The organism is Belnapia arida, from assembly GCF_016773205.1.
Lineage (GTDB): Bacteria > Pseudomonadota > Alphaproteobacteria > Acetobacterales > Acetobacteraceae > Belnapia > Belnapia arida.
In genome coordinates this window covers 1-17,211 of the sequence record NZ_JAETWB010000028.1, presented here as the reverse complement: position 1 = coordinate 17,211, position 17,211 = coordinate 1, and the positions used below count along the sequence as shown (strand labels likewise).

General features: G+C 63.4%; 16 protein-coding genes. 11 read left to right on the top strand and 5 right to left on the bottom strand.

What is annotated here, in order from left to right:
* Nucleotides 1-531 precede the first annotated feature (531 nt).
* Nucleotides 532-1,332: a hypothetical protein gene (locus JMJ56_RS26205; RefSeq protein WP_202834709.1), complete on the bottom strand. Its 801-nt coding sequence runs from the start codon at nt 1,330-1,332 to the stop codon at nt 532-534.
* 724 nt (nt 1,333-2,056) lie between these two features.
* Between JMJ56_RS26205 and JMJ56_RS26200 the strand changes: the two genes are divergently transcribed.
* Nucleotides 2,057-3,349, top strand: a complete 1,293-nt coding sequence (locus JMJ56_RS26200; protein WP_236038606.1) for a site-specific DNA-methyltransferase — start codon at nt 2,057-2,059, stop codon at nt 3,347-3,349.
* A gap of 166 nt (nt 3,350-3,515) precedes the next feature.
* Here the strand turns inward: JMJ56_RS26200 and JMJ56_RS26195 are convergent, their stop codons facing one another.
* Nucleotides 3,516-4,130: a hypothetical protein gene (locus JMJ56_RS26195; protein WP_202834708.1), complete on the bottom strand. Its 615-nt coding sequence runs from the start codon at nt 4,128-4,130 to the stop codon at nt 3,516-3,518.
* Between the two features lie 365 nt (nt 4,131-4,495).
* On the opposite strand from JMJ56_RS26195, the gene JMJ56_RS34210 reads away from it, so the two are divergent.
* Together JMJ56_RS34210 and JMJ56_RS26185 are read left to right on the top strand one after the other, a co-directional pair.
* Nucleotides 4,496-5,068 (top strand): elements of external origin, encoded by a 573-nt coding sequence (locus tag JMJ56_RS34210; RefSeq protein WP_236038604.1) that lies wholly within the window; start codon nt 4,496-4,498, stop codon nt 5,066-5,068.
* A gap of 64 nt (nt 5,069-5,132) precedes the next feature.
* A complete protein-coding gene (locus tag JMJ56_RS26185) occupies nt 5,133-7,004 on the top strand; it encodes a phage terminase large subunit family protein (RefSeq protein ID WP_202834726.1) in 1,872 nt (623 codons plus the stop codon).
* A 126-nt stretch (nt 7,005-7,130) separates the two neighbouring features.
* On the opposite strand, the gene JMJ56_RS26180 is transcribed toward JMJ56_RS26185, so the two are convergent.
* The 3 genes from JMJ56_RS26180 to JMJ56_RS26170 are packed head-to-tail and all read right to left on the bottom strand — an operon-like array spanning nt 7,131 to nt 9,553.
* Nucleotides 7,131-7,904, bottom strand: coding sequence for an SDR family NAD(P)-dependent oxidoreductase (locus JMJ56_RS26180; RefSeq protein WP_202834707.1), 774 nt, complete (start codon nt 7,902-7,904; stop codon nt 7,131-7,133).
* Nucleotides 7,901-8,581, bottom strand: a complete 681-nt coding sequence (locus tag JMJ56_RS26175) for a cyclase family protein (protein ID WP_202834706.1) — start codon at nt 8,579-8,581, stop codon at nt 7,901-7,903. The genes JMJ56_RS26180 and JMJ56_RS26175 overlap by 4 nt, the downstream gene beginning before the upstream one ends.
* A 3-nt stretch (nt 8,582-8,584) precedes the next feature.
* Nucleotides 8,585-9,553 carry a Bug family tripartite tricarboxylate transporter substrate binding protein gene (locus JMJ56_RS26170; RefSeq protein ID WP_202834705.1) on the bottom strand — a complete coding sequence of 323 codons (969 nt, stop codon included), beginning with the start codon at nt 9,551-9,553 and terminating at the stop codon, nt 8,585-8,587.
* A 108-nt stretch (nt 9,554-9,661) separates the two neighbouring features.
* Here JMJ56_RS26170 and JMJ56_RS26165 point away from each other — a divergent pair, with 108 nt between their 5' ends.
* From JMJ56_RS26165 to JMJ56_RS35670, 8 genes are all read left to right on the top strand, one after another.
* A complete protein-coding gene (locus JMJ56_RS26165) occupies nt 9,662-10,420 on the top strand; it encodes a DUF2161 domain-containing phosphodiesterase (RefSeq protein ID WP_202834704.1) in 759 nt (252 codons plus the stop codon).
* A gap of 679 nt (nt 10,421-11,099) precedes the next feature.
* Entirely contained in the window at nt 11,100-11,468 is a 369-nt protein-coding gene (locus JMJ56_RS26160) for a hypothetical protein (RefSeq protein WP_202834703.1), read from the top strand.
* Nucleotides 11,469-11,893: 425 nt separating this feature from the next.
* Nucleotides 11,894-12,871 (top strand): Bug family tripartite tricarboxylate transporter substrate binding protein, encoded by a 978-nt coding sequence (locus JMJ56_RS26155; RefSeq protein ID WP_202834702.1) that lies wholly within the window; start codon nt 11,894-11,896, stop codon nt 12,869-12,871.
* A 62-nt stretch (nt 12,872-12,933) separates the two neighbouring features.
* Nucleotides 12,934-13,794: an SDR family oxidoreductase gene (locus JMJ56_RS26150; protein WP_202834701.1), complete on the top strand. Its 861-nt coding sequence runs from the start codon at nt 12,934-12,936 to the stop codon at nt 13,792-13,794.
* Nucleotides 13,795-14,129: 335 nt separating this feature from the next.
* Nucleotides 14,130-15,044, top strand: a complete 915-nt coding sequence (locus JMJ56_RS26145; RefSeq protein WP_202834700.1) for an SMP-30/gluconolactonase/LRE family protein — start codon at nt 14,130-14,132, stop codon at nt 15,042-15,044.
* Between the two features lie 230 nt (nt 15,045-15,274).
* Nucleotides 15,275-15,526, top strand: a complete 252-nt coding sequence (locus JMJ56_RS26140; protein ID WP_202834699.1) for a hypothetical protein — start codon at nt 15,275-15,277, stop codon at nt 15,524-15,526.
* On the top strand, nt 15,420-15,764 hold the full coding sequence (locus JMJ56_RS26135) for a terminase TerL endonuclease subunit (RefSeq protein WP_268885105.1): 345 nt from the start codon (nt 15,420-15,422) through the stop codon (nt 15,762-15,764). Before JMJ56_RS26140 ends, JMJ56_RS26135 begins: the two co-directional genes overlap by 107 nt.
* A 343-nt stretch (nt 15,765-16,107) precedes the next feature.
* Nucleotides 16,108-17,013: a trypsin-like serine peptidase gene (locus tag JMJ56_RS35670; RefSeq protein ID WP_407927956.1), complete on the top strand. Its 906-nt coding sequence runs from the start codon at nt 16,108-16,110 to the stop codon at nt 17,011-17,013.
* The last annotated feature ends 198 nt before the right edge of the window (nt 17,014-17,211 follow it).

Sequence of the window (17,211 nt, the reverse complement as noted above, 5' to 3'; positions counted from 1 at the left end):
GCGAACCTCCTTTATACCACCGAGGTTTCTGCGTGCAGCGCTTGGCTGCTTGCAGCCGCGGGCGACAGCCTCTGATCTCAAGACATTTTCGTGAGCCTGTCGAACTGACCCTCCTATAACGACATCGCATCAGCGGTAAAGGGGCGGACCTCACTTCGGCCACTCGTCAAAGGGAGAGCGACAAGTGCGACGCGGCGAAATCATGCACCCACGCGCCCAGGCAAGAGCGTCAGCCCAACGATAAAGTGCGCGTCCTGCGAAAAGAAGGTAAGGCGGCCCGCCGCCGCGCGTGGCCTTGGTTGCCAAGGTCTTGGCCGCTACTGGGAAGCCGGATGCGCTCAGTGCAGCCGACGTTGCTTCACGGGTTAAAAGTGCGTCTGGATTGCTAGGTGAAGAGTTTAACATCGGTATCACCACCGAATTGCGTGCAGCTGCACGCGTTTGCGATGGTGAGAAGGCTACCAGTCGGGACTTACTAGGACTAACTATCTGTTGTAAGCGCAATCTCGCCTAGATTATGCGATCTGAAATCTAGCTTGACTTTCGGTCTTCGGATTTCTTCGGCATGCGCGAATCGCGCCATGACGCAACCATCTCGTCCAGCGATGGGCCTTGCTCGAAAAACTCGCGTCCGTAGCTCTGGGATTTGAAAAGGTTGAGCTCTGCCCTGACCTTGTCGAGGCCGTCGCGTTTGATCCACGCAGTCCGCCAACCTTTGACAGCATCGGTCGTCTCCCCCACAGCAGCAGCGACCCGTACGACCAAGAGATCAACTTTCTCACCTTCTGCATGTTGCCAAGTTATCCAGCACCACAGCAGTTCTTCTGTGCCGCGAGCCGCTTTAGGGTTGCGTCCTCTGCCAGGTTCGGTGGAGGGGCGAAAAATCCGCGGAATATGACCATCGCCTAGATTGAGCGCAGCGAAGGCATTCACCACCTGATCTATCATTTGTCTCGGCAGGATATGCGGGCTCCGGCAGAGTCGCAGGAGGAACTCGACTCGCCACAGCGCAGGCACCTCCTCAAGTGAGTCCCAATCACGATCGAGGAGGCAAAGCTGCGACTCTGTCCACCCAAACGCACCAACTGCGAGAACTTGTCCAACCGCCCGCGCTGCGTCCTCTGCCACATCGTCGGGATGGCCTGCGTGAGCAGCAAGATCATAGCAGGCGTCGACGAGGTTATGAGCTTCCGCACGGGTAATCTTACCAATGGATGAAATAGACATCACCCTATCAAGAATTGCGTTCACGGCTTGAACAGTGTCTGGCCGCTGATGAGGGGTGCCGGAGGTTGTGGTCGATGCCACTCGACGTTGCCAGTCTTCTGACATGTTGTCTCCTATATCGTTGGCCGGAATTCGATCTTTGATAGTTTGGCGCGTCCGACAGGCAAAACTTCGCTCGAGGTGGGCGGGGTTTGGCAACGTCAGTCCAGCATGATCGCGCTCATCTGAAACCGGCATGGCTGCTTCGTCGCCATTGTCGCTTGCGTGTGTGAGCAGGGGAGGGAGCTGCTTACGGTAAATAACGATGAGGAGGGAAATCGCCTCTCTTTCTTCACGCGCGTAAGCGACAAAGGCGACATTTTGTGTCTCTTCTTCGTTGTTCCCGACTGGTCAAGCCTATCCCTCCTTGCCGTCGGTGCGAGTAGCAAAGGTACAGCTCGGAAGCACAGGCTGCGGCCTTTTGGCACGGTGCGGCACGGCAAGTTCAATGCTCCGCAAATCAATGAGCACTCGAACAACATTGACCGGTGAAATACAAGCTCTTTAGTCTACAGTCTAATCGGAGGCAGCATAGCGGTCCGGAATGGTGCGCTTCATGCATTTTCGGTTCCTCCGTGGCGATGTTAGAACTGCGGGGGGTTCGGGGCGCGACACTTCGCTACCGGCAGACCCCGAATCCTGGTTGCCAGGTTGCCACCTCGCGCGGAAAGCCGCCGATCGCTGCGATCTGCGTCGCACCGCATGGCAACCATCAAGCCCGTCAACGCTCGAGGCCAGCCTCGAATGCCGGCGTGTCACAGCTCACTGTCGCAATCAGCAAGGTGTCCTGATGTCTCAAGTCCCGTGGCAAGCGGCCGCCGTCGAGATGCGCGCGGTGAGCGGCCTACTGCCCTACGCCAACAACGCCCGCACTCATTCGCCTGAGCAGGTGGCACAGATCGCAGCGTCGATCGCCGAGTTCGGCTTCACTGCGCCGGTGCTGGTCGACGACCGCGGCGTGCTGGTGGCCGGCCATGGCCGGGTCCTCGCGGCGCGCACGCTGGGGCTCGATGTAGTTCCGGCCATACGGCTCGGACACCTAAGCGAGGCGCAGCTCCGGGCGTACCGCCTCGCCGACAACCAGCTTGCCTTGAACGCCGGCTGGAATGAAGGACTGCTGTCGCAGGAACTGCGAGGTCTACGTGACGAGGGCTACGACCTCTCGGTAGTCGGCTTCGGCATCGAGGAACTCGACCGGCTGCTGACCTTCGATGACGACCTCGTCCCCGGGCGGGACGGCTGCGATCCAGACGCCGCGGCGCCGGAGCCCCCGGAGGTGCCTGTCAGCCGCCCTGGTGACCTGTGGCAGCTCGGGCCGCACCGCCTACTCTGCGGCGACGCCACGGCGGCCGGAGACGTGTCCCAGCTCCTGGATGGGACTATCCCCCATCTGCTGGTCTCTGACCCGCCGTATGGCGTGGAGTACGACCCCGCCTGGCGGAATTCCGCCGGTGTCTCGGCGACAACCCGCGTTGGGCGTGTGGCGAATGACGACCGTGCGGACTGGCGACAGGCCTGGGCGTTGTTCCCGGGTCAGGTCGCCTACGTCTGGCATGCCGGCGTGCATGCCCGGGTGGTGATCGAGAGCCTCGAGGCAGCCGACTTTGTGGTCCGCAGTCAGATCGTCTGGGCCAAGCCGCGGTTCGTGCTGAGCCGGGGCGACTACCACTGGCAGCACGAGCCTTGCCTTTACGCCGTCCGTCGCGGCGGCACCGGCCATTGGCAGGGTGCCCGTGACCAGGCTACGCTCTGGGCCATCGGCACTTCCGGAGAGGAGGATGCCGCCACGGTGCACGGCACGCAGAAGCCGGTAGAGTGCATGCGCCGACCGATCTTGAACAACAGCGCAGCGGGCGACGCGGTCTACGACCCCTTCCTCGGCAGTGGGACGACGCTGATGGCGGCCGACGTGACAGGGCGGCGCTGCTATGGAATGGAAATCGACCCTCGCTATGTCGATGTTGCCGTGCGCCGATGGCAGGACCTGACTGGCCGACGCGCCATGCTGGACGGCGACCGCCGCCCATATGAGGTGGTTGCCGGCGCTCGCCAAATACTGGCGGCAACCGAGGGCGCTCGGTGAGCTGGGAAAGGCAGGCTTCCCCAGCCACTTCCGGCTCATTACCGGTCTTATACGCCTCTGGCAGCCTGGTCAGGTCCACGGAGACCTGGGCGCGATGCCGTGGTGGACTTTGCCAGAGCAGCTCAATGAGCTCGACGTCTGCACAAAGCGCGCTTCGCAACTGACCCTACATGCGAAGGATGACGCTTTCACCCCGAACGACGCGAGTCACGGCGACCTTGGGCAAGCCTTCCTTGAGCAGCTCAACGGCCTTCTCATGGCAAGCAAGGGCTTGCCGCTCTTCATCGAAGAGCGTTACCACAGCTGCCCGGCTTCCGGTCTCGTCATGGCGCGCGGTGTAAACACCCCGGAAGCCCGGCGAGCGCGTGATCATCGGGAGAGTTCGCTGCTGCACGAAGGCCTGTGTGTCCTGCGTGCCTGGAACGTTATCGAGCTCCCGGATCAGGACGTAGAGTGCCCGCTTGGCACCGCCTTGGCTTTGTTCTTGGCCATGAGCAACGGCGTACGCAAAGCACTCGCCAGCAAACTCTTCGCCGCGTTCAGGGAAGAAATCTTGGTGATGCATGACCCATCTGCGCACAGCATCAGTAGACTCGTGGGCTGCCTCGGCATCATCGAAAAGGCTCATGCTGACACCCGCGCCATGCTGGTCCCAGAATGCGCAGTAAGCCTTGAAGCCCGGCTGCTTCTGCAACTCGGGAAGGAGGTCAGTTTCGACTGAATGCTCTATGACAGCCTTGCCGGCGCCAAGTTGGGCATAGCGGCGCAGGTTGATATACATGAGACGCTCCTTCTCCAGAGGAACTCCATCGACACGGCTTGGCGCAGCCCGGACGTCCGCTAGCTTTCGCCTTCATTCCCTGGGCACCACCGGGCCCTTCCCACGTGTGGAGTCAAAGAAGAGTTAAGGCGACGGATGGTCGGGCATCTCAACCTGCCACGACTTGGCTGAGCGGAGTAGGAGTTGTCTAAGTCAGCCATTCTCAACTTATCAAGCGTCAGCGGCGCTATCGAAGCGGTCAGTCACCGGCCATCCTTCGCAAAGCGGGAACCAAACAGATGCGCGCAAAGATCGCTCTTCTCATAGCGCCAGCCTAACCGGTATTTTGCGGCTTCCGTGCTGTTTTCAGGGCTAACGATCATACCATGACCCCGATCCAGAATCCGGCGCGGGTGACCTCACAGCGGGAGGCAGCGCGCCAGCTTGGCCTATCGCACACGGCCTTGCAAAAGGCGGTGCAAGCCGGGCGTATTCAGCCCGAGCCGGGGGGCGGCTGGAATGTTGAGAAGCTCCGGGTGCAGCTGGCCGCGAGCGCCGATCCTGCGCGTTCAGTCAGCTCCTTCCAACCTTCGGCTGAGCTCGAGAGCAGTGAGCCAGGCACGGGCGGGACGCAGGGCGTTTCGGGTCTGACATCAGCTCGCCCGGGTGGGGCGACCTTCTACGACGCTCGCACGGCCAATGAAGTGCTCAAGGCACAAGGGCGCCGGCTGGAGATTGATGAACGCCGCGGCCGGTTGGTGGACAAGGCGCGTGCCCTGCTGCTGGTGCACCGCCTAGCCCGGGAGGAGCGTGACGCCATCCTGGCTTGGCCCGCCCGGATCGCCGCTGAGCTCGCAGCCGAGCTCGCCGTCGACGCCCACCGTCTGCAGCTGCTGCTGGATCAGCGCCTGCGGATCCACCTGGCGGAAAGGAACGGCGCCCGTGTCATTGTCGAGTGAGACGCTGGACGCCGCTGCTGGCTTCGAGGGTGCGGCGGAAATCGTCGCGGCCTGGCGCGCCGGCATGGCACCGGAGCCGGCGCTGCTCATCTCAGACTGGGCCGACCGCCACCGCCTGCTGGGCAGCCGCGGCTCGGCCGAGCCCGGGCCTTGGCGGACCAGCCGGACTCCTTACCTGCGCCAGATCATGGATGTGCTATCGCCGACCCATCCGGCGCGGCGGGTCGTGCTGATGAAGGGCGCCCAGGTCGGCGGCACCGAATGCGGCAACAACTGGATCGGCTACGTCATTCAACATGCCCCAGGGCCGATGCTTGCGGTTCAGCCCACCACCGAGCTGGCCAAGCGGTTCTCGGAGCAGCGGATCGACCCTTTGGTGGAAGAGACGCCAGCCATCCGGGAGCTGGTCGCACCAGCCCGCTCGCGGGACAGCGGCAATCGCCAGCTCAGCAAAGAGTTTCCGGGCGGGCAGCTGGTCATGACCGGGGCGAACAGCGCCGTCGGTCTGCGGTCCATGTCGGCGCGCTTCCTGTTCCTCGACGAGATCGACGCCTACCCCGGCGATGTCGAGGGCGAGGGCGACCCGGTGGCGCTGGCCGAGGCCCGGGCGCGGACCTTTGGCTGGCGGCGCAAGACCCTACTGGTTTCCACCCCGACCATCACCGGCGTATCGCGGATCGAGCGAGAATACCTCGCCACCGACCAGCAGCGGTATTTCGTCCCGTGCCCCTTCTGCGGCCACATGCAGTCGCTGCGCTTCGCCCGCTTGATCTGGGCGCGGGGGCAGCCCGACTCTGCCCGGTACCATTGCGAGGCCTGCGATGGCGCTATCGGCGAGCAGCACAAGAGCGCCATGTTGGCCCATGGACAATGGCGACCCACCGCCAGGGCAGGGGACCCATATGCCGTCGGCTTTCACCTCAGCGCGCTCTACAGCCCTGTCGGCTGGCTCTCTTGGGTCCAGGCGGCCCGAGACTGGGAAGCGGCTCAGGGCGATGCGCGCGCGCTAAAGACCTTCCACAACACCGTCCTCGGCGAAACTTGGCAGGAGCGCGGCGACGCGCCGGACTATGAGCGATTGATCGAGCGTCGTGAATCGATGCTGCAGGGCCTGGTGCCGAGCGATGCCCTGGTGCTGACCGCCGGCGTCGACAACCAGAGCGCTCCGGCCCGGCTCAAGGTCTATGTTTGGGCTTGGGGGGCCGGCTACGAAAGCTGGCTCATCCACCACGAGCGGGTTGAGGGCAGCCCGGCTGAACCCGGACCCTGGGACGCGCTCGCTGTGCTGCTTGGCCGCAGCTGGGAGCGCCAAGACGGCGCTCAGCTGCGGATCGCCAAGGTCGGCGTGGATACCGGTGGTAACCACACAGCAGGCGTCTATACCCAGCTGCGCCGGCTGCGCGACCCGCGTCTCGTGCCGATGAAGGGCATCGACGGCTGGAACCGCTCGAGCCCGGTGACCGGGCCGACCCTGGTGGATGTCACTGAGGCCGGGCGCAAGCTAAAGCGGGGCCTCAATTTATGGAGTGTCGCGGTCAGCACCTACAAGCTGGACCTGTACCGCCGGCTTTGGCTCAGTCGCGGCGAGGGTGTCGGCTATCCGCTAGGCTGGGTGCATCTCCCGGATTGGCTAGACGGCAGCCTGGTCAAGCAGCTCGTGGCCGAGCAGCTGGTGACGCACAAAACGCGGAATGGATATGCCCGGAATGAGTGGCGCAAGCTGCGCGATAACGAGGCGCTGGATTGCGCCGTCTACGCCCGCGCGGCGCTTGCGGTGCTTGGCTCGGACCGCTACGGCGAGCGGTTCTGGACCATCATGCGTCGGCAGATCGTAATTCCTCAACCCGAGCCCCTGCTGGCTCCGCCTCCAGGGCATGCCGGGACAGCGATGCGGCTGCGACCACGCCAGCGGGTGCGATCTTCGATTATGGACTGAGCGGCTGAGCAAGATAATGTCACGCGCCTCGCGGTAGGGCTGACAAACTTTCAGCGCGCCCAGAACACAGATCCTACGAACTCGGCTGGAGAATTTGGCGCCCGTCGGGGCCGCGCTGTTCGGCTATCACGGCCCGTCAGCAGGGTCGTAGAGCACCCCTGCGGCGGCAAAACCACCATCCACGTTCAACACGTGGCCGGTGATGTATCCGGCATCCTCGGAGCAGAGGAAGGCAACCGCGGCGGCAACCTCCTCCGGTGTCGCATAGCGATCCAGCGCCATGTGGTTGAGGAACGCTGCACGCTGCCGTGGGCCATGTGCGGTGCGGGCAACCTGGGTTGGGCCAGGCGCGACGCAGTTGACCAGGATGTCATGCGACGCGAGTTCCATGGCCAGCACCTGGGTAAGATTGATAATGCCGGCCTTGCTGGCGCCGTAGGCCACCCGTCCCGTCCCCGCGAACTGGCCAGAGACTGATGAGGTGGTGACAATGCGTCCCCCTCGGGCATGCCGCACCATGGCACGTGCCGCAGCCTGGGCTGTAACGAAGCAGCCCGTGAGGTTGGTCCGGATCACCCGCTCGAAGGCTGCCCGTGACATCTCGAGTGCCGGCACGCGGTCGGTGATGCCGGCGTTGCAGACTGTCAGGCGCAGCGGACCGAACCGTGCCTCCACCGCCGCCACCGCAGCGGCGGCTTGGTCTTCCTCAGCCACATCCAGCGTAAATGGGGCGGCGCGTAGCCCGGCGGCTGTGATTGCATCAGCCACGCGCTGCGCCCGATCGGGCAGCAGGTCGGCAACCAGCACGGCTGCACCCGCACGTGCCAGACGATGGGCAATGGCCTCTCCAATGCCAGCGCCTCCGCCGGTCACCAGGGCAACGTCACCAGCGAGCTTCATGCCGCATCGTCCTCGATGGCAATGACCCGGGCTGGGGCGCCGTCGCTGTCCGGCAGCTTGACTGGAAGGGCAACCACGAAGCTACGCGGCGCACGCAGCGCTCCAGTGTTGCGGAGGTACTCGAACATGATCACCCCCTCCTTCAGGAGGTGGTAGTGGGTCACGTGCTCGGGCAGGGGCGGGCGCGTCTCACCGGTCAGGAAGTAGCGAATGCAATAATCCTGCGGGAAGTCGAACCCTACCGCTTTGATACCAACCTCGCGCAGCCATATCGCGGCCTCCGCCGTCATCCAGGGGGCGCGTGCCCAGAACTCCGGTGCGGCGATGTCGGCTCGCTCGTCCCACCGTGTCTTGAGGATGGCGATATCGCCGCGACGGAGATGCGCTCCGGCGGCAGCAATCCGCTCGGCTGTGATAGCGGTATTCTCCGGGACCTCGGAGAGGTCGAGGACAGCGGCATCCCCCACCGTCATGTCGAGGCTGATGGCGTCTGTCGTGAAGCCTTCCGGGTCTACATGACGCGGACTGTCCATGTGGGTGAAGCCATGCACGTTCCAACCAGCCCAGGTGCCCTGTCCCGCGCCTTCGGTATGTGACTTGAGCAAACGGCGTTCCACTGGCCAGCGGAAATGGCCGGCGGAGATTGGCGTCGAAAGGTCGATGATGCGGCGTGCCATGGGTTAGTCCTTCCAGGGCCGGTCTTGCCAGAGAAGGCGGAGCCGCTCGGCTTCCTCCTCCACCAGGCGGGTGAAACTGGTGCCGTCCATACGGCGCAGCGGCTGGTACAGCCGGGCAGCATCCGCCTGCCAGCCTGGGTCGTCCATGGTGGCGAGCAGCGCGGCCCCGAGCCGAGCACGAAGGGGCGCTGGCGTGCCTACCGGAATTGCCAGCCCACGCACCACACCGCCCGTCAGTTCGAATCCTTGTTCACGAAAGGTGGGGATGTCAGGCGCCAGAGCGGTCCGTGCCGGCGAGGCCTGGGCCAGTGGACGGGCTTGGCCCTGCTTCACCAGCTCCAGGCTCTCCCCAATATTCATCGCGGCGACCGTGATGTGGCGCCCAAGCAGTGCGGTGATAGTCGGCGCCTGGCCAGCGAAGGGCACATGGACAAGCCGGGTGCCGATAAGGCGCTCGTAGCCCATCATCAGCAGGTGGTCATCCGAGCCGATACCGGCGGTGCCAACCGCGACCTTGTCCGGGTTTGCCCGAGCGTGCTCGGCAAGGTCGGCGACGGTGTGCAACGGGCTGGTGGGCGCGACGAAGAACCCACCGGGGTCGTCCACCACGCTACCGAGGAAAGCAAAATCCTGCAGACGGTAGCGTGGCGTGCGCTCGATGGTAATCGTTTGCAAGCTTGGGACGATGACGACGCCAAGGGTGAGCCCGTCAGGCGGCGCGGTGGCGAGCGCAGTGTAGCCAACCTCGGCGCCAGCTCCGGGACGGTTCAGCACGACGAGACGTGCTCCGGGCAGGTGTCGCTCCAGGTAGGGCACCATCGCTCGGGCCATCACGTCGGTGCCGCCGCCAGGAGGGAAGGGCACGATGAGGCTGATCGGGCGCTCCCCTGGCCAGAGGCCCTGCCCGGATGCAGCGAACGACACGCCTGCCAAGCCCGCCGCGATCAGGTTGCGTCGCCTGATGTTGGGCATGGACCCTATCCTCCCTGATTGCGGCCAGCTTAACTGGCCCTCGGCAACGCGCCTAGCCGATAGCGGGCCGTTCCGGTGTACTGTCGGCCTACTGATCGGGACTCCGGAATGTTAAAAACCAAGCCAGTTCGTACTCCCGAAACATCGCTGTATGCCGTTGTTAAGTCGCATCTCGAGCGGTTGGGCTACCAAGCCAAAGGGGAGGTTTGCGGATGCGACATCGTCGCGATCCGACCAGATGAGCCGCCCTTCGTCGTCATTACCGAGCTGAAGCTCGGCCTCACGCTGGATCTCATACTGCAAGGGGTCGATCGCCTTGCTGCAGCCGACGAAGTCTGGCTCGCGGTGCGGGCCACACGCCGCGGGCGCGACCGCGACAGTCGTGCGCATAAGCTTTGCCGGTTGCTTGGCTTTGGTCTGCTCGCAGTGGATCCGCTGCGGGGTATGGTCGAGGTTCTTGCCGAGCCGGGGCCTTACCGGCCACGGCAGAACACGAAGCGGCGGTCCCTTCTGCTTGCCGAGCATGACCGCCGGCGTGGTGACCCCGCTGTAGGCGGCTCGTCACGACAGCCCATTATGACGGCCTACCGTCAGCGCGCGCTCGCCTGTGCTGCGGCCCTCCGTGCCGGACCGCGCCGCCCGCGCGACCTTAGGGAGGCCGCGCCTGATGCCGCTGCGATCATGTTGAGAAACGTCTATGGCTGGTTCGAGCGTGAGGCCCGCGGCCTCTATCGGCTTTCACCAGAAGGCGAAGCTGGCCTTCTGCGTTGGGCCGCGGTCGAGGCTGCGTGCGTGGCTGGCACAGCGTTCCCGCCGCCCGCAACTGCCGAAGTCGAGATAGTGGTGACGGCGGGCGCCGGCAGCTAACGCTTCGACGTGTCCCGTGCCGATAGGTGAACCTCACCGGCCGGAGGATGGTGCTTTTCCGAGCATGAGAGCCAGCAGACCTCCCAGAGAGCTCGCGGCCAACCGCGCCAGCCGGTTCGCTCTGATCTGCGTCAAGTGGTGCGGGTGGTCGTAGCGGAGATGGCACCGCTGACACAACGATCGCAGGTTGCTGGGCGAGACGTTTTCGGGGTGGTGGTCCAAGTGCGCGGCGCCGAGGATAACCCTCGAGCCGCTGACCGGGTTCGGCTTGCCCTGCTCAACGCCGCAGGCCTCGCACCGGTATCCGGCACGGGCGATCACCGAGCGGCTGACCTGCTTCCAGTTCCGGGGATAGCGCGCTCGCTGGGCACGGCGGTAGGCCCTCGCCTCCGGGCTCATGGGTGGCGCTCCGCCAAGCGCAAAATGTCAAATGGTGTCATGGCCGGGATCTCCTGGACCGACCCCGACCGTCGGGGTCCGTCACCCGCCTGAGCCCCGCCGGCAGGACCGGACGGGGCAGCGCGAGGATGCCGCCAAGGCGAGCGACTATTCCCTCAGCGGTGCGCCCGTGCCAAGCCAGGAGGCCAAGACTTCCCCAACAGTTCAGCATGTGAGACTCACTTGGGCGACGACCGAACCCACGTGGACCGAGTTCCCCGCCGACGGCCAGGCCACACTGATGCTCCCGCTATTCTGCCGCCATGGCCGGGCCACGCCGCTATTCTGGCCGAGTGTCGAGACGGCAACCCTGAAGGACCGCCGCAACGGCTACAAGTATCAGTCGCTGGTCCGTCCGGCCGAAGCGCTGCCAATTGGGATCACGGTCTGCCTCGTCGCCGACCGCAGCTTCGGCGACCGCAAGCCCTACCGGTTGCTAACCGAGGATCTGAAGCTCGACTTTGTCATCCACTGCCACAGCAGCATCGCGCTTACGGCCTGCTACGGCAAAGCTCGGCACGCTGCCGACCGGGTCGGTAAGGACGGCCGCGCACGCATTTTACGCGGCGCCGCCGTCACCGCCTTTCTCCGCGTCGGCGGTGCTTCATGAGAGTGCGCGCAGGAGGAAACAGGTCATCGACAGGCGAGATGCCAGAGGGCGTACGCGACACGAAGTATTCGCCGCTTCCACAGCTAAGGGCGCCGGTCCGGCCATGAGGAAGGCCAATAACCCGCGACGTCCTGGGTCTGGAGCGCGGACGCTAGTCGTCGCCTGCCTTCGGTTCTCCACGACGAAGCAGTAGAAGGCCAGTGGCAACGGGATCCACGTCCAGACGGTCGGGGGCTGGATAAGCCGTCCTTCCTGGTCCTCAGCCTGGACCCTAAAGCAGACTTGGACCATCTTGAAGCGCAAGCTGCGTTGCCAGACGCTGATGCCAGCGAAATCAGCCCACTGCCCCAAATGCACCCAAGCCGGTTCTTTGGCAGCTCCGGGTGAGATCGTGACATGAGGATTACGCGAGAGGAGAGAAGCCGATGTGGAGGTTCTTGGTGGTAGCCATCGTTGCCGCGTCGCTCCTCGCCGTCACCTTCGGGTCCTCTCTGGCGCAGAGCTATCCGATACGTCCGATCACCATGGTGGTCGCATGGCCGCCAGGCAGCGGTATCGATGTGATGACGCGGGTGATGCAGGACGCTCTTCGGGAGGAACTCGGTCAACCCATTATCGTGGACAACCGTCCTGGTGCGGCTGGCAGCATCGGCGCCCAAGCGGTCGCGCGGGCAGCGCCCGACGGGTACACGCTCCTGTTCACCGCTGCGTCGCTCAACATGGTGGCTGTGATGGGCACGCGATTAGGCTTCGAAGTGCCAGGCTCTTTCACGCCAATAGTGAACGTCGCCGTGACCCCATCGCTGCTTGTGGTGCATCCGTCAGTGCGGGCCAGTTCAATGCAAGAATTCATTGCCCTTGCGCGTGCACGGCCTAGCCCGCTCTTCTACAGTACCGCTGGCATCGGAGCACCGTCGCACTTTGTGACAGAGCTGCTCCGCACCAGGACTGGATTTGCAGCGACGGTCGTCCCCTTTCCTGGTTCGCCTCAGCAGATGCAGGCGCTGCTTGCAGGTGACGTCCAATTTGGGATCATCAACTCATCAACGGCTCTTCCGCAGATACAGGCCGGCAGAGTCAGGGCCTTGGCGGTTATCGGACGTAATCGCATCCCACAGGCGCCGGACGTCCCGACCTTGCACGAGCAGGGTCTGACTGGCTTTTCCGCCGCAAGCTACTGGAACGGCATCCTAGGGCCGGCAGGTTTGCCGCAGCCGATAGCCGAGCGAATAGCTGCAGCGATCAATCGCGTGCTCGCACGGCCAGACATCTCTGAAAGGCTCGCGCCAACGGGCAATGAACTCGACGGAAGAAGCTCGCCAACAGCCTTCGCTGCCTTGATGAAGGAAGACATGGAGATCTGGGCTGAGGTGGCACGAGCCGCCAACATTAGGGCTCAGTGACTTCGGCGAGCTGCGACGGCTCTTCGTGCATTCACGATGCAAGAAACAGGGGGGATCTCCGCATGAGCGGAAACAACAGTCTGAACCCAGATGATAAGCAGGTTGCGGTGGTGGTCGGTGCCACCTCCAAATGGCAGTCAGATGGCCGCAATACCAAACTGGCGCACGGAAAGGTAGTGGATGACAGCGACCTGCCCATCGGTGTGCGTTGGGGCGTGGGAGGCGCCATCGCTCAGAAGTTCGCGCAAGAGGGATACTTCGTCGTGCTGACGACCCGCGTTGCGACCAATGCTTCGGCCCTGGCCGAAGCCATCCGGCAGCAGGGCGGCGCATGCATGGTCGTAGAGTTGGATCTCATCTCAGAGCAATCCATCTCAGCGGCCTTTGCTAGGATCCGCAGCGAAGCCGGTGACCCGCATGTCCTCGTCTACAATGCTGGCTACCTGGAAGGTCGGGACCTCCCTCCCGAAAAGGAGCTGCTCGAGCACCTCCCTGTGGAGATGTTCGATACGGCACAGCACATTGCCAGCCGCGGACCCTTCCTCGTTGCCAAAGAGGTGCTGCCATCCATGCGGAAGAAAGGCGCAGGATCTTTTTTCTTTTCGAACAACTCCAAGTCGCTGCGCGGGGTCAAACGCAAGACCGGTGAGTCGCTCTACTACCCCAGGGTTATGATGCGAACTCTCGCGCAGGTGCTTACCGAGGAGTATTCCGAGCATGGCGTGCACGTGGCCAACGTTGTCATCGACGGCACAATCGACTCACCTGGAACTCGGATGCTGCCGAAGCTCCGACAGCAACCCGAACTCGTGATGAACCCGGTGAAGATTGCAGAAGCTTTCTACTACCTGCATACGCAGGACAGATCGTGCTGGACACACGAGCTTCAGCTTACGCCATTCTTGGTTAAGCCAAGCCATTGATCGCGCACCAACCAGGGACATGAGTGCTCACAAGCCGTCGCCGCACAGCACCTCAGCCTACGCGGCGACGGCAACTATTGCCCTATAGGCCATAACCGTTGCAAGGCTGAGGGCAGCCTATTTGCCGGTATCGGAACTACGAGACAACACGTTGCTGGTCAGTGGATTGTCTGCAGGGCTCGGCCTGGAAGCATGGATGATCTTCTGTTCGCTGCGGCAGATGCTGTCCTAACCGTGAGGTTATATCCAAGCGCAGAGATGCCACGTCCGCGGCTTGACCGCGCGGCATATCACGCAACGATAGTTGCAAAAGAATACCTTTGGGGGAAACAACGATGAGCGACATCCGCATCCTGGCGAGTGACCTCGGCTTTCCGGAAGGACCGGTGGCAATGGCGGACGGCTCGATCATCCTGACGGAGATCAATGGCGGCTGGGTGACACGTGTTGATGCGGATGGCGAGGTGACGCGGCTCGGCAAGCCGGGCGGCGGGCCGAACGGGCTTGCGCGCGCCCCGGATGGATCGCTCATTCTCTGCAACAATGGCGGCAGCAAGTACCTGCCTGACAGCTTTATGGGGCAGGGGCCTTCGGATGACTACGAGTACGGCACGGTGGAGCAGGTTAATCCGCAGACTGGGGCGCGCAGGCTGCTCTACAAGGAAGCAAGCGGCCACAAACTCTCGGCGCCGAACGATCTCGTCTTCGATCGGAATGGCGGCTTCTACTTCACCGATCTCGGCAAGCGATACCATACTTCGCGTGATCATGGCGGGCTGTACTACGCGATGCCGGACGGCTCCTCGGTCAAGGAGATCGCCTACCCGATCCTCAGCTCCAATGGCGTCGGCCTCTCCCCGGACGAGAGCGTCGTCTATGTCGCGGATACCGAATCCGCACGGCTCTGGGCCTTCGACGTCGAGAGCCCCGGCACCCTGAAGAAGCAGTCCTTTCCCTCGCCGCATGGCGGCCGTTACCTCGGCAGTGCGCCGGGCTTCTCCCGCTTCGACAGCCTCGCTGTCACCGCCTCCGGCAATATCTGCGTCGCCACGCTGGTGACGGGGAAAATCACGGTGTTTGCACCGGATGGCCGGATCCTGGACCAGGTAGCGATGCCGGACACCCACCCCACCAATATCTGCTTCGGCGGCCCAGATATGCGCACCGCGACCATCACCCTGTCGGGCGAAGGTAAGCTTGGCCAGATGCGCTGGCCGGAGCCGGGGCTGAAGCTGAACTTCCAGCAATAGGGCGGGCGTGGCGATGAGGTGGTTCCGCAAACTGAAGAATCGGATCGCCGTCGTCGGAAAACCTTCTAAGGCAACTTCTCGCATACCCATGATGGCGGGGGTGTGCCAAAACCTGCCTCCGGGCTATCGTCAACTACGGGTTGGACAGTTACAAGATTCCCCATACCTGCCGCTAGACGAGCAAGACGACCTACGCTGCGCTCGCACGCTACTACCTGAACGATAAGGCGGTGCTCGAGGCACAGAATGCTTCATACCCCGGCTGGGCGGCTGCGAAGCATCTCGTGCTGACAATGGGCAACGAGACCGACTTCCAGATCATCGAGGACGAAATCCTGGAGCTCAGCCGGCGTTTTCGGATCATGAGCGTCGGCTATGACCCCTGGCAGTCAACGCAGCTGGCGCAGCGGCTACGGGCGCAGGAGATCGAGATGGTCGAGTTCCGCTCGACTACGGCGAACTTCTCACCGGGCGATCATTGAGCTTGATGCTGCCATGCGCTCGGGCCGCCTCCAGCACGACGGCAGCCCGGTGCTGGAGTGGTGCATCGGCAACGTCGTCGGCAAGCCGGATCGCCGCGGCAACCTGTACCCGACCAAAGCGCGGCCGGAGCAGAAGATCGACGCTGCTGTGGCGCTCGTCATGGCGGTTGGGCGCTCGATGACTGAGCCGGAGCAGTTCACCAGCATCTTTGAGCGGGCGGAGTTGTGGATGGGGTGACGACGCTAGAACCCACCGTCATTAAATCGGGCATAGCCTTCTGAGGAGAGTACCATCGGCACGTAGCTGCGGCATGAGTATGTGTAGAGCCTGCCAGCGGCTAGCATAGAGGGACGGCGACCGCCGCAGGTTGTTGCACCATCGCACGCCAATTTCCCGGCTGCATTGCACCGGGCAGATCACGAGGATCTTATTTCGCTATACTAAATATTCTAAATCACACTGCGGTGTTGCTGCGTCGTCAGTTCGTACCCGGAACTCGCAGCAGCTTCGCCTAGAGTTGGAGCGCGATAAACTTCATCCGCTCTTGAGTACCGCACAGTCGCCCATCCGGAGGGAATCGATGACTATCGTCTTTCATCCGCTTGCCGGTGTGCGGAGACACCTGATGCGTTTGAGCGCGCCCCGCGCCGAGCAACGGCCATGTCGCAGCTCTTTTCACCGCGGAACTCGCTGCATCGCACCTACCACTGCCCCGACAGCAGCAATACTTTTCGCTGCATTAGCAGTCGCCGCCGGGGCCGCCTCGGCGCAAAGCGGTCAGGACGAGTTGCGCAGAGCACCACGAGGCAATTTGCTTCCTGGCGTTGGGGCCACCGACCCGCGACAACGGGTCGACCCTACCGCCGAACCATGGCGCTCGCTCGGGCGCGTGCAAACGGAGGTCGGTGGGCGCTGCACTGGCACGTTGGTCGATGCGCGCACGGTACTCACCGCCGCGCACTGTCTGGTGGCATCGCGCTCGGGCCAGTTTGTCCAAGCGCGTTCGGTCCATTTCCTACTCGGCTACAATCTTGGTCAGTACACAGGGCATGCGCGAGTTATCTCCTATACGGTCGGGCCGGGCTTCACCCCCGGAGTGGCAGCTATGGGACCAGCGGGTGCGGACTGGGCGCTGCTAACCCTCGAGCGGCCGATCGGTGCTCCGGGGCATATATTGCCCTTGCTGCGTGGTACGCCGCAGCCGGGATCACCGGTGATGTTGGGAGGATACCAGCAAGATCGGCCTGAAACGCTGTCCGCTGATACCGGGTGCCGTCTTGGATCCCTCACGCGAAGGCCCTCGGGGCATGTTCTGCTCGCCCATGATTGTGCTGCCACCCGCGGTGCGAGCGGAGCTCCGATGCTTGCTCGTCGTCCTGACGGAAGTGGTTGGGGAGTCGTTGGAGTTGCAGTCAGCACCAATGCGGACGCGACAGTCGCCAGCGGGCATGCCGTGCCTGCCGCCGCTATCGGAGCAAACCCTTAGCTGGTTCGTAATAGCGGCATCCGCGCAGCGGGGCAGGGACATAGGAGTAGGTGCGGCCAAAAAATTTCGGTTCCAGATCACAGGGTACGACTTCCTAGCAGGCTGCTGAAAAGCCTGCCTGCTGCGTGGGAGTAGGCCATTTATTGGCCTGGTTGGGCGTCTGACGCGGCGCTGGCGCGGCAGCTAGGCTGCTCCTTT

Excerpts from the sequence above, each read along its gene's own strand:
- JMJ56_RS26195 (WP_202834708.1), bottom strand. The coding sequence starts at position 4,130 with ATGTATATCAACCTGCGCCGCTATGCCCAACTTGGCGCCGGCAAGGCT.
- JMJ56_RS26170 (WP_202834705.1), bottom strand. The coding sequence starts at position 9,553 with ATGCCCAACATCAGGCGACGCAACCTGATCGCGGCGGGCTTGGCAGGC.
- JMJ56_RS26180 (WP_202834707.1), bottom strand. The coding sequence starts at position 7,904 with ATGAAGCTCGCTGGTGACGTTGCCCTGGTGACCGGCGGAGGCGCTGGC.
- JMJ56_RS26150 (WP_202834701.1), top strand. The coding sequence starts at position 12,934 with ATGAGCGGAAACAACAGTCTGAACCCAGATGATAAGCAGGTTGCGGTG.
- JMJ56_RS26200 (WP_236038606.1), top strand. The coding sequence starts at position 2,057 with ATGTCTCAAGTCCCGTGGCAAGCGGCCGCCGTCGAGATGCGCGCGGTG.
- JMJ56_RS34210 (WP_236038604.1), top strand. The coding sequence starts at position 4,496 with ATGACCCCGATCCAGAATCCGGCGCGGGTGACCTCACAGCGGGAGGCA.
- JMJ56_RS26205 (WP_202834709.1), bottom strand. The coding sequence starts at position 1,332 with ATGTCAGAAGACTGGCAACGTCGAGTGGCATCGACCACAACCTCCGGC.
- JMJ56_RS26155 (WP_202834702.1), top strand. The coding sequence starts at position 11,894 with ATGTGGAGGTTCTTGGTGGTAGCCATCGTTGCCGCGTCGCTCCTCGCC.
- JMJ56_RS26185 (WP_202834726.1), top strand. The coding sequence starts at position 5,133 with ATGGCACCGGAGCCGGCGCTGCTCATCTCAGACTGGGCCGACCGCCAC.
- JMJ56_RS26135 (WP_268885105.1), top strand. The coding sequence starts at position 15,420 with ATGACCCCTGGCAGTCAACGCAGCTGGCGCAGCGGCTACGGGCGCAGG.
- JMJ56_RS35670 (WP_407927956.1), top strand. The coding sequence starts at position 16,108 with ATGACTATCGTCTTTCATCCGCTTGCCGGTGTGCGGAGACACCTGATG.
- JMJ56_RS26165 (WP_202834704.1), top strand. The coding sequence starts at position 9,662 with ATGTTAAAAACCAAGCCAGTTCGTACTCCCGAAACATCGCTGTATGCC.
- JMJ56_RS26160 (WP_202834703.1), top strand. The coding sequence starts at position 11,100 with ATGCTCCCGCTATTCTGCCGCCATGGCCGGGCCACGCCGCTATTCTGG.
- JMJ56_RS26175 (WP_202834706.1), bottom strand. The coding sequence starts at position 8,581 with ATGGCACGCCGCATCATCGACCTTTCGACGCCAATCTCCGCCGGCCAT.
- JMJ56_RS26145 (WP_202834700.1), top strand. The coding sequence starts at position 14,130 with ATGAGCGACATCCGCATCCTGGCGAGTGACCTCGGCTTTCCGGAAGGA.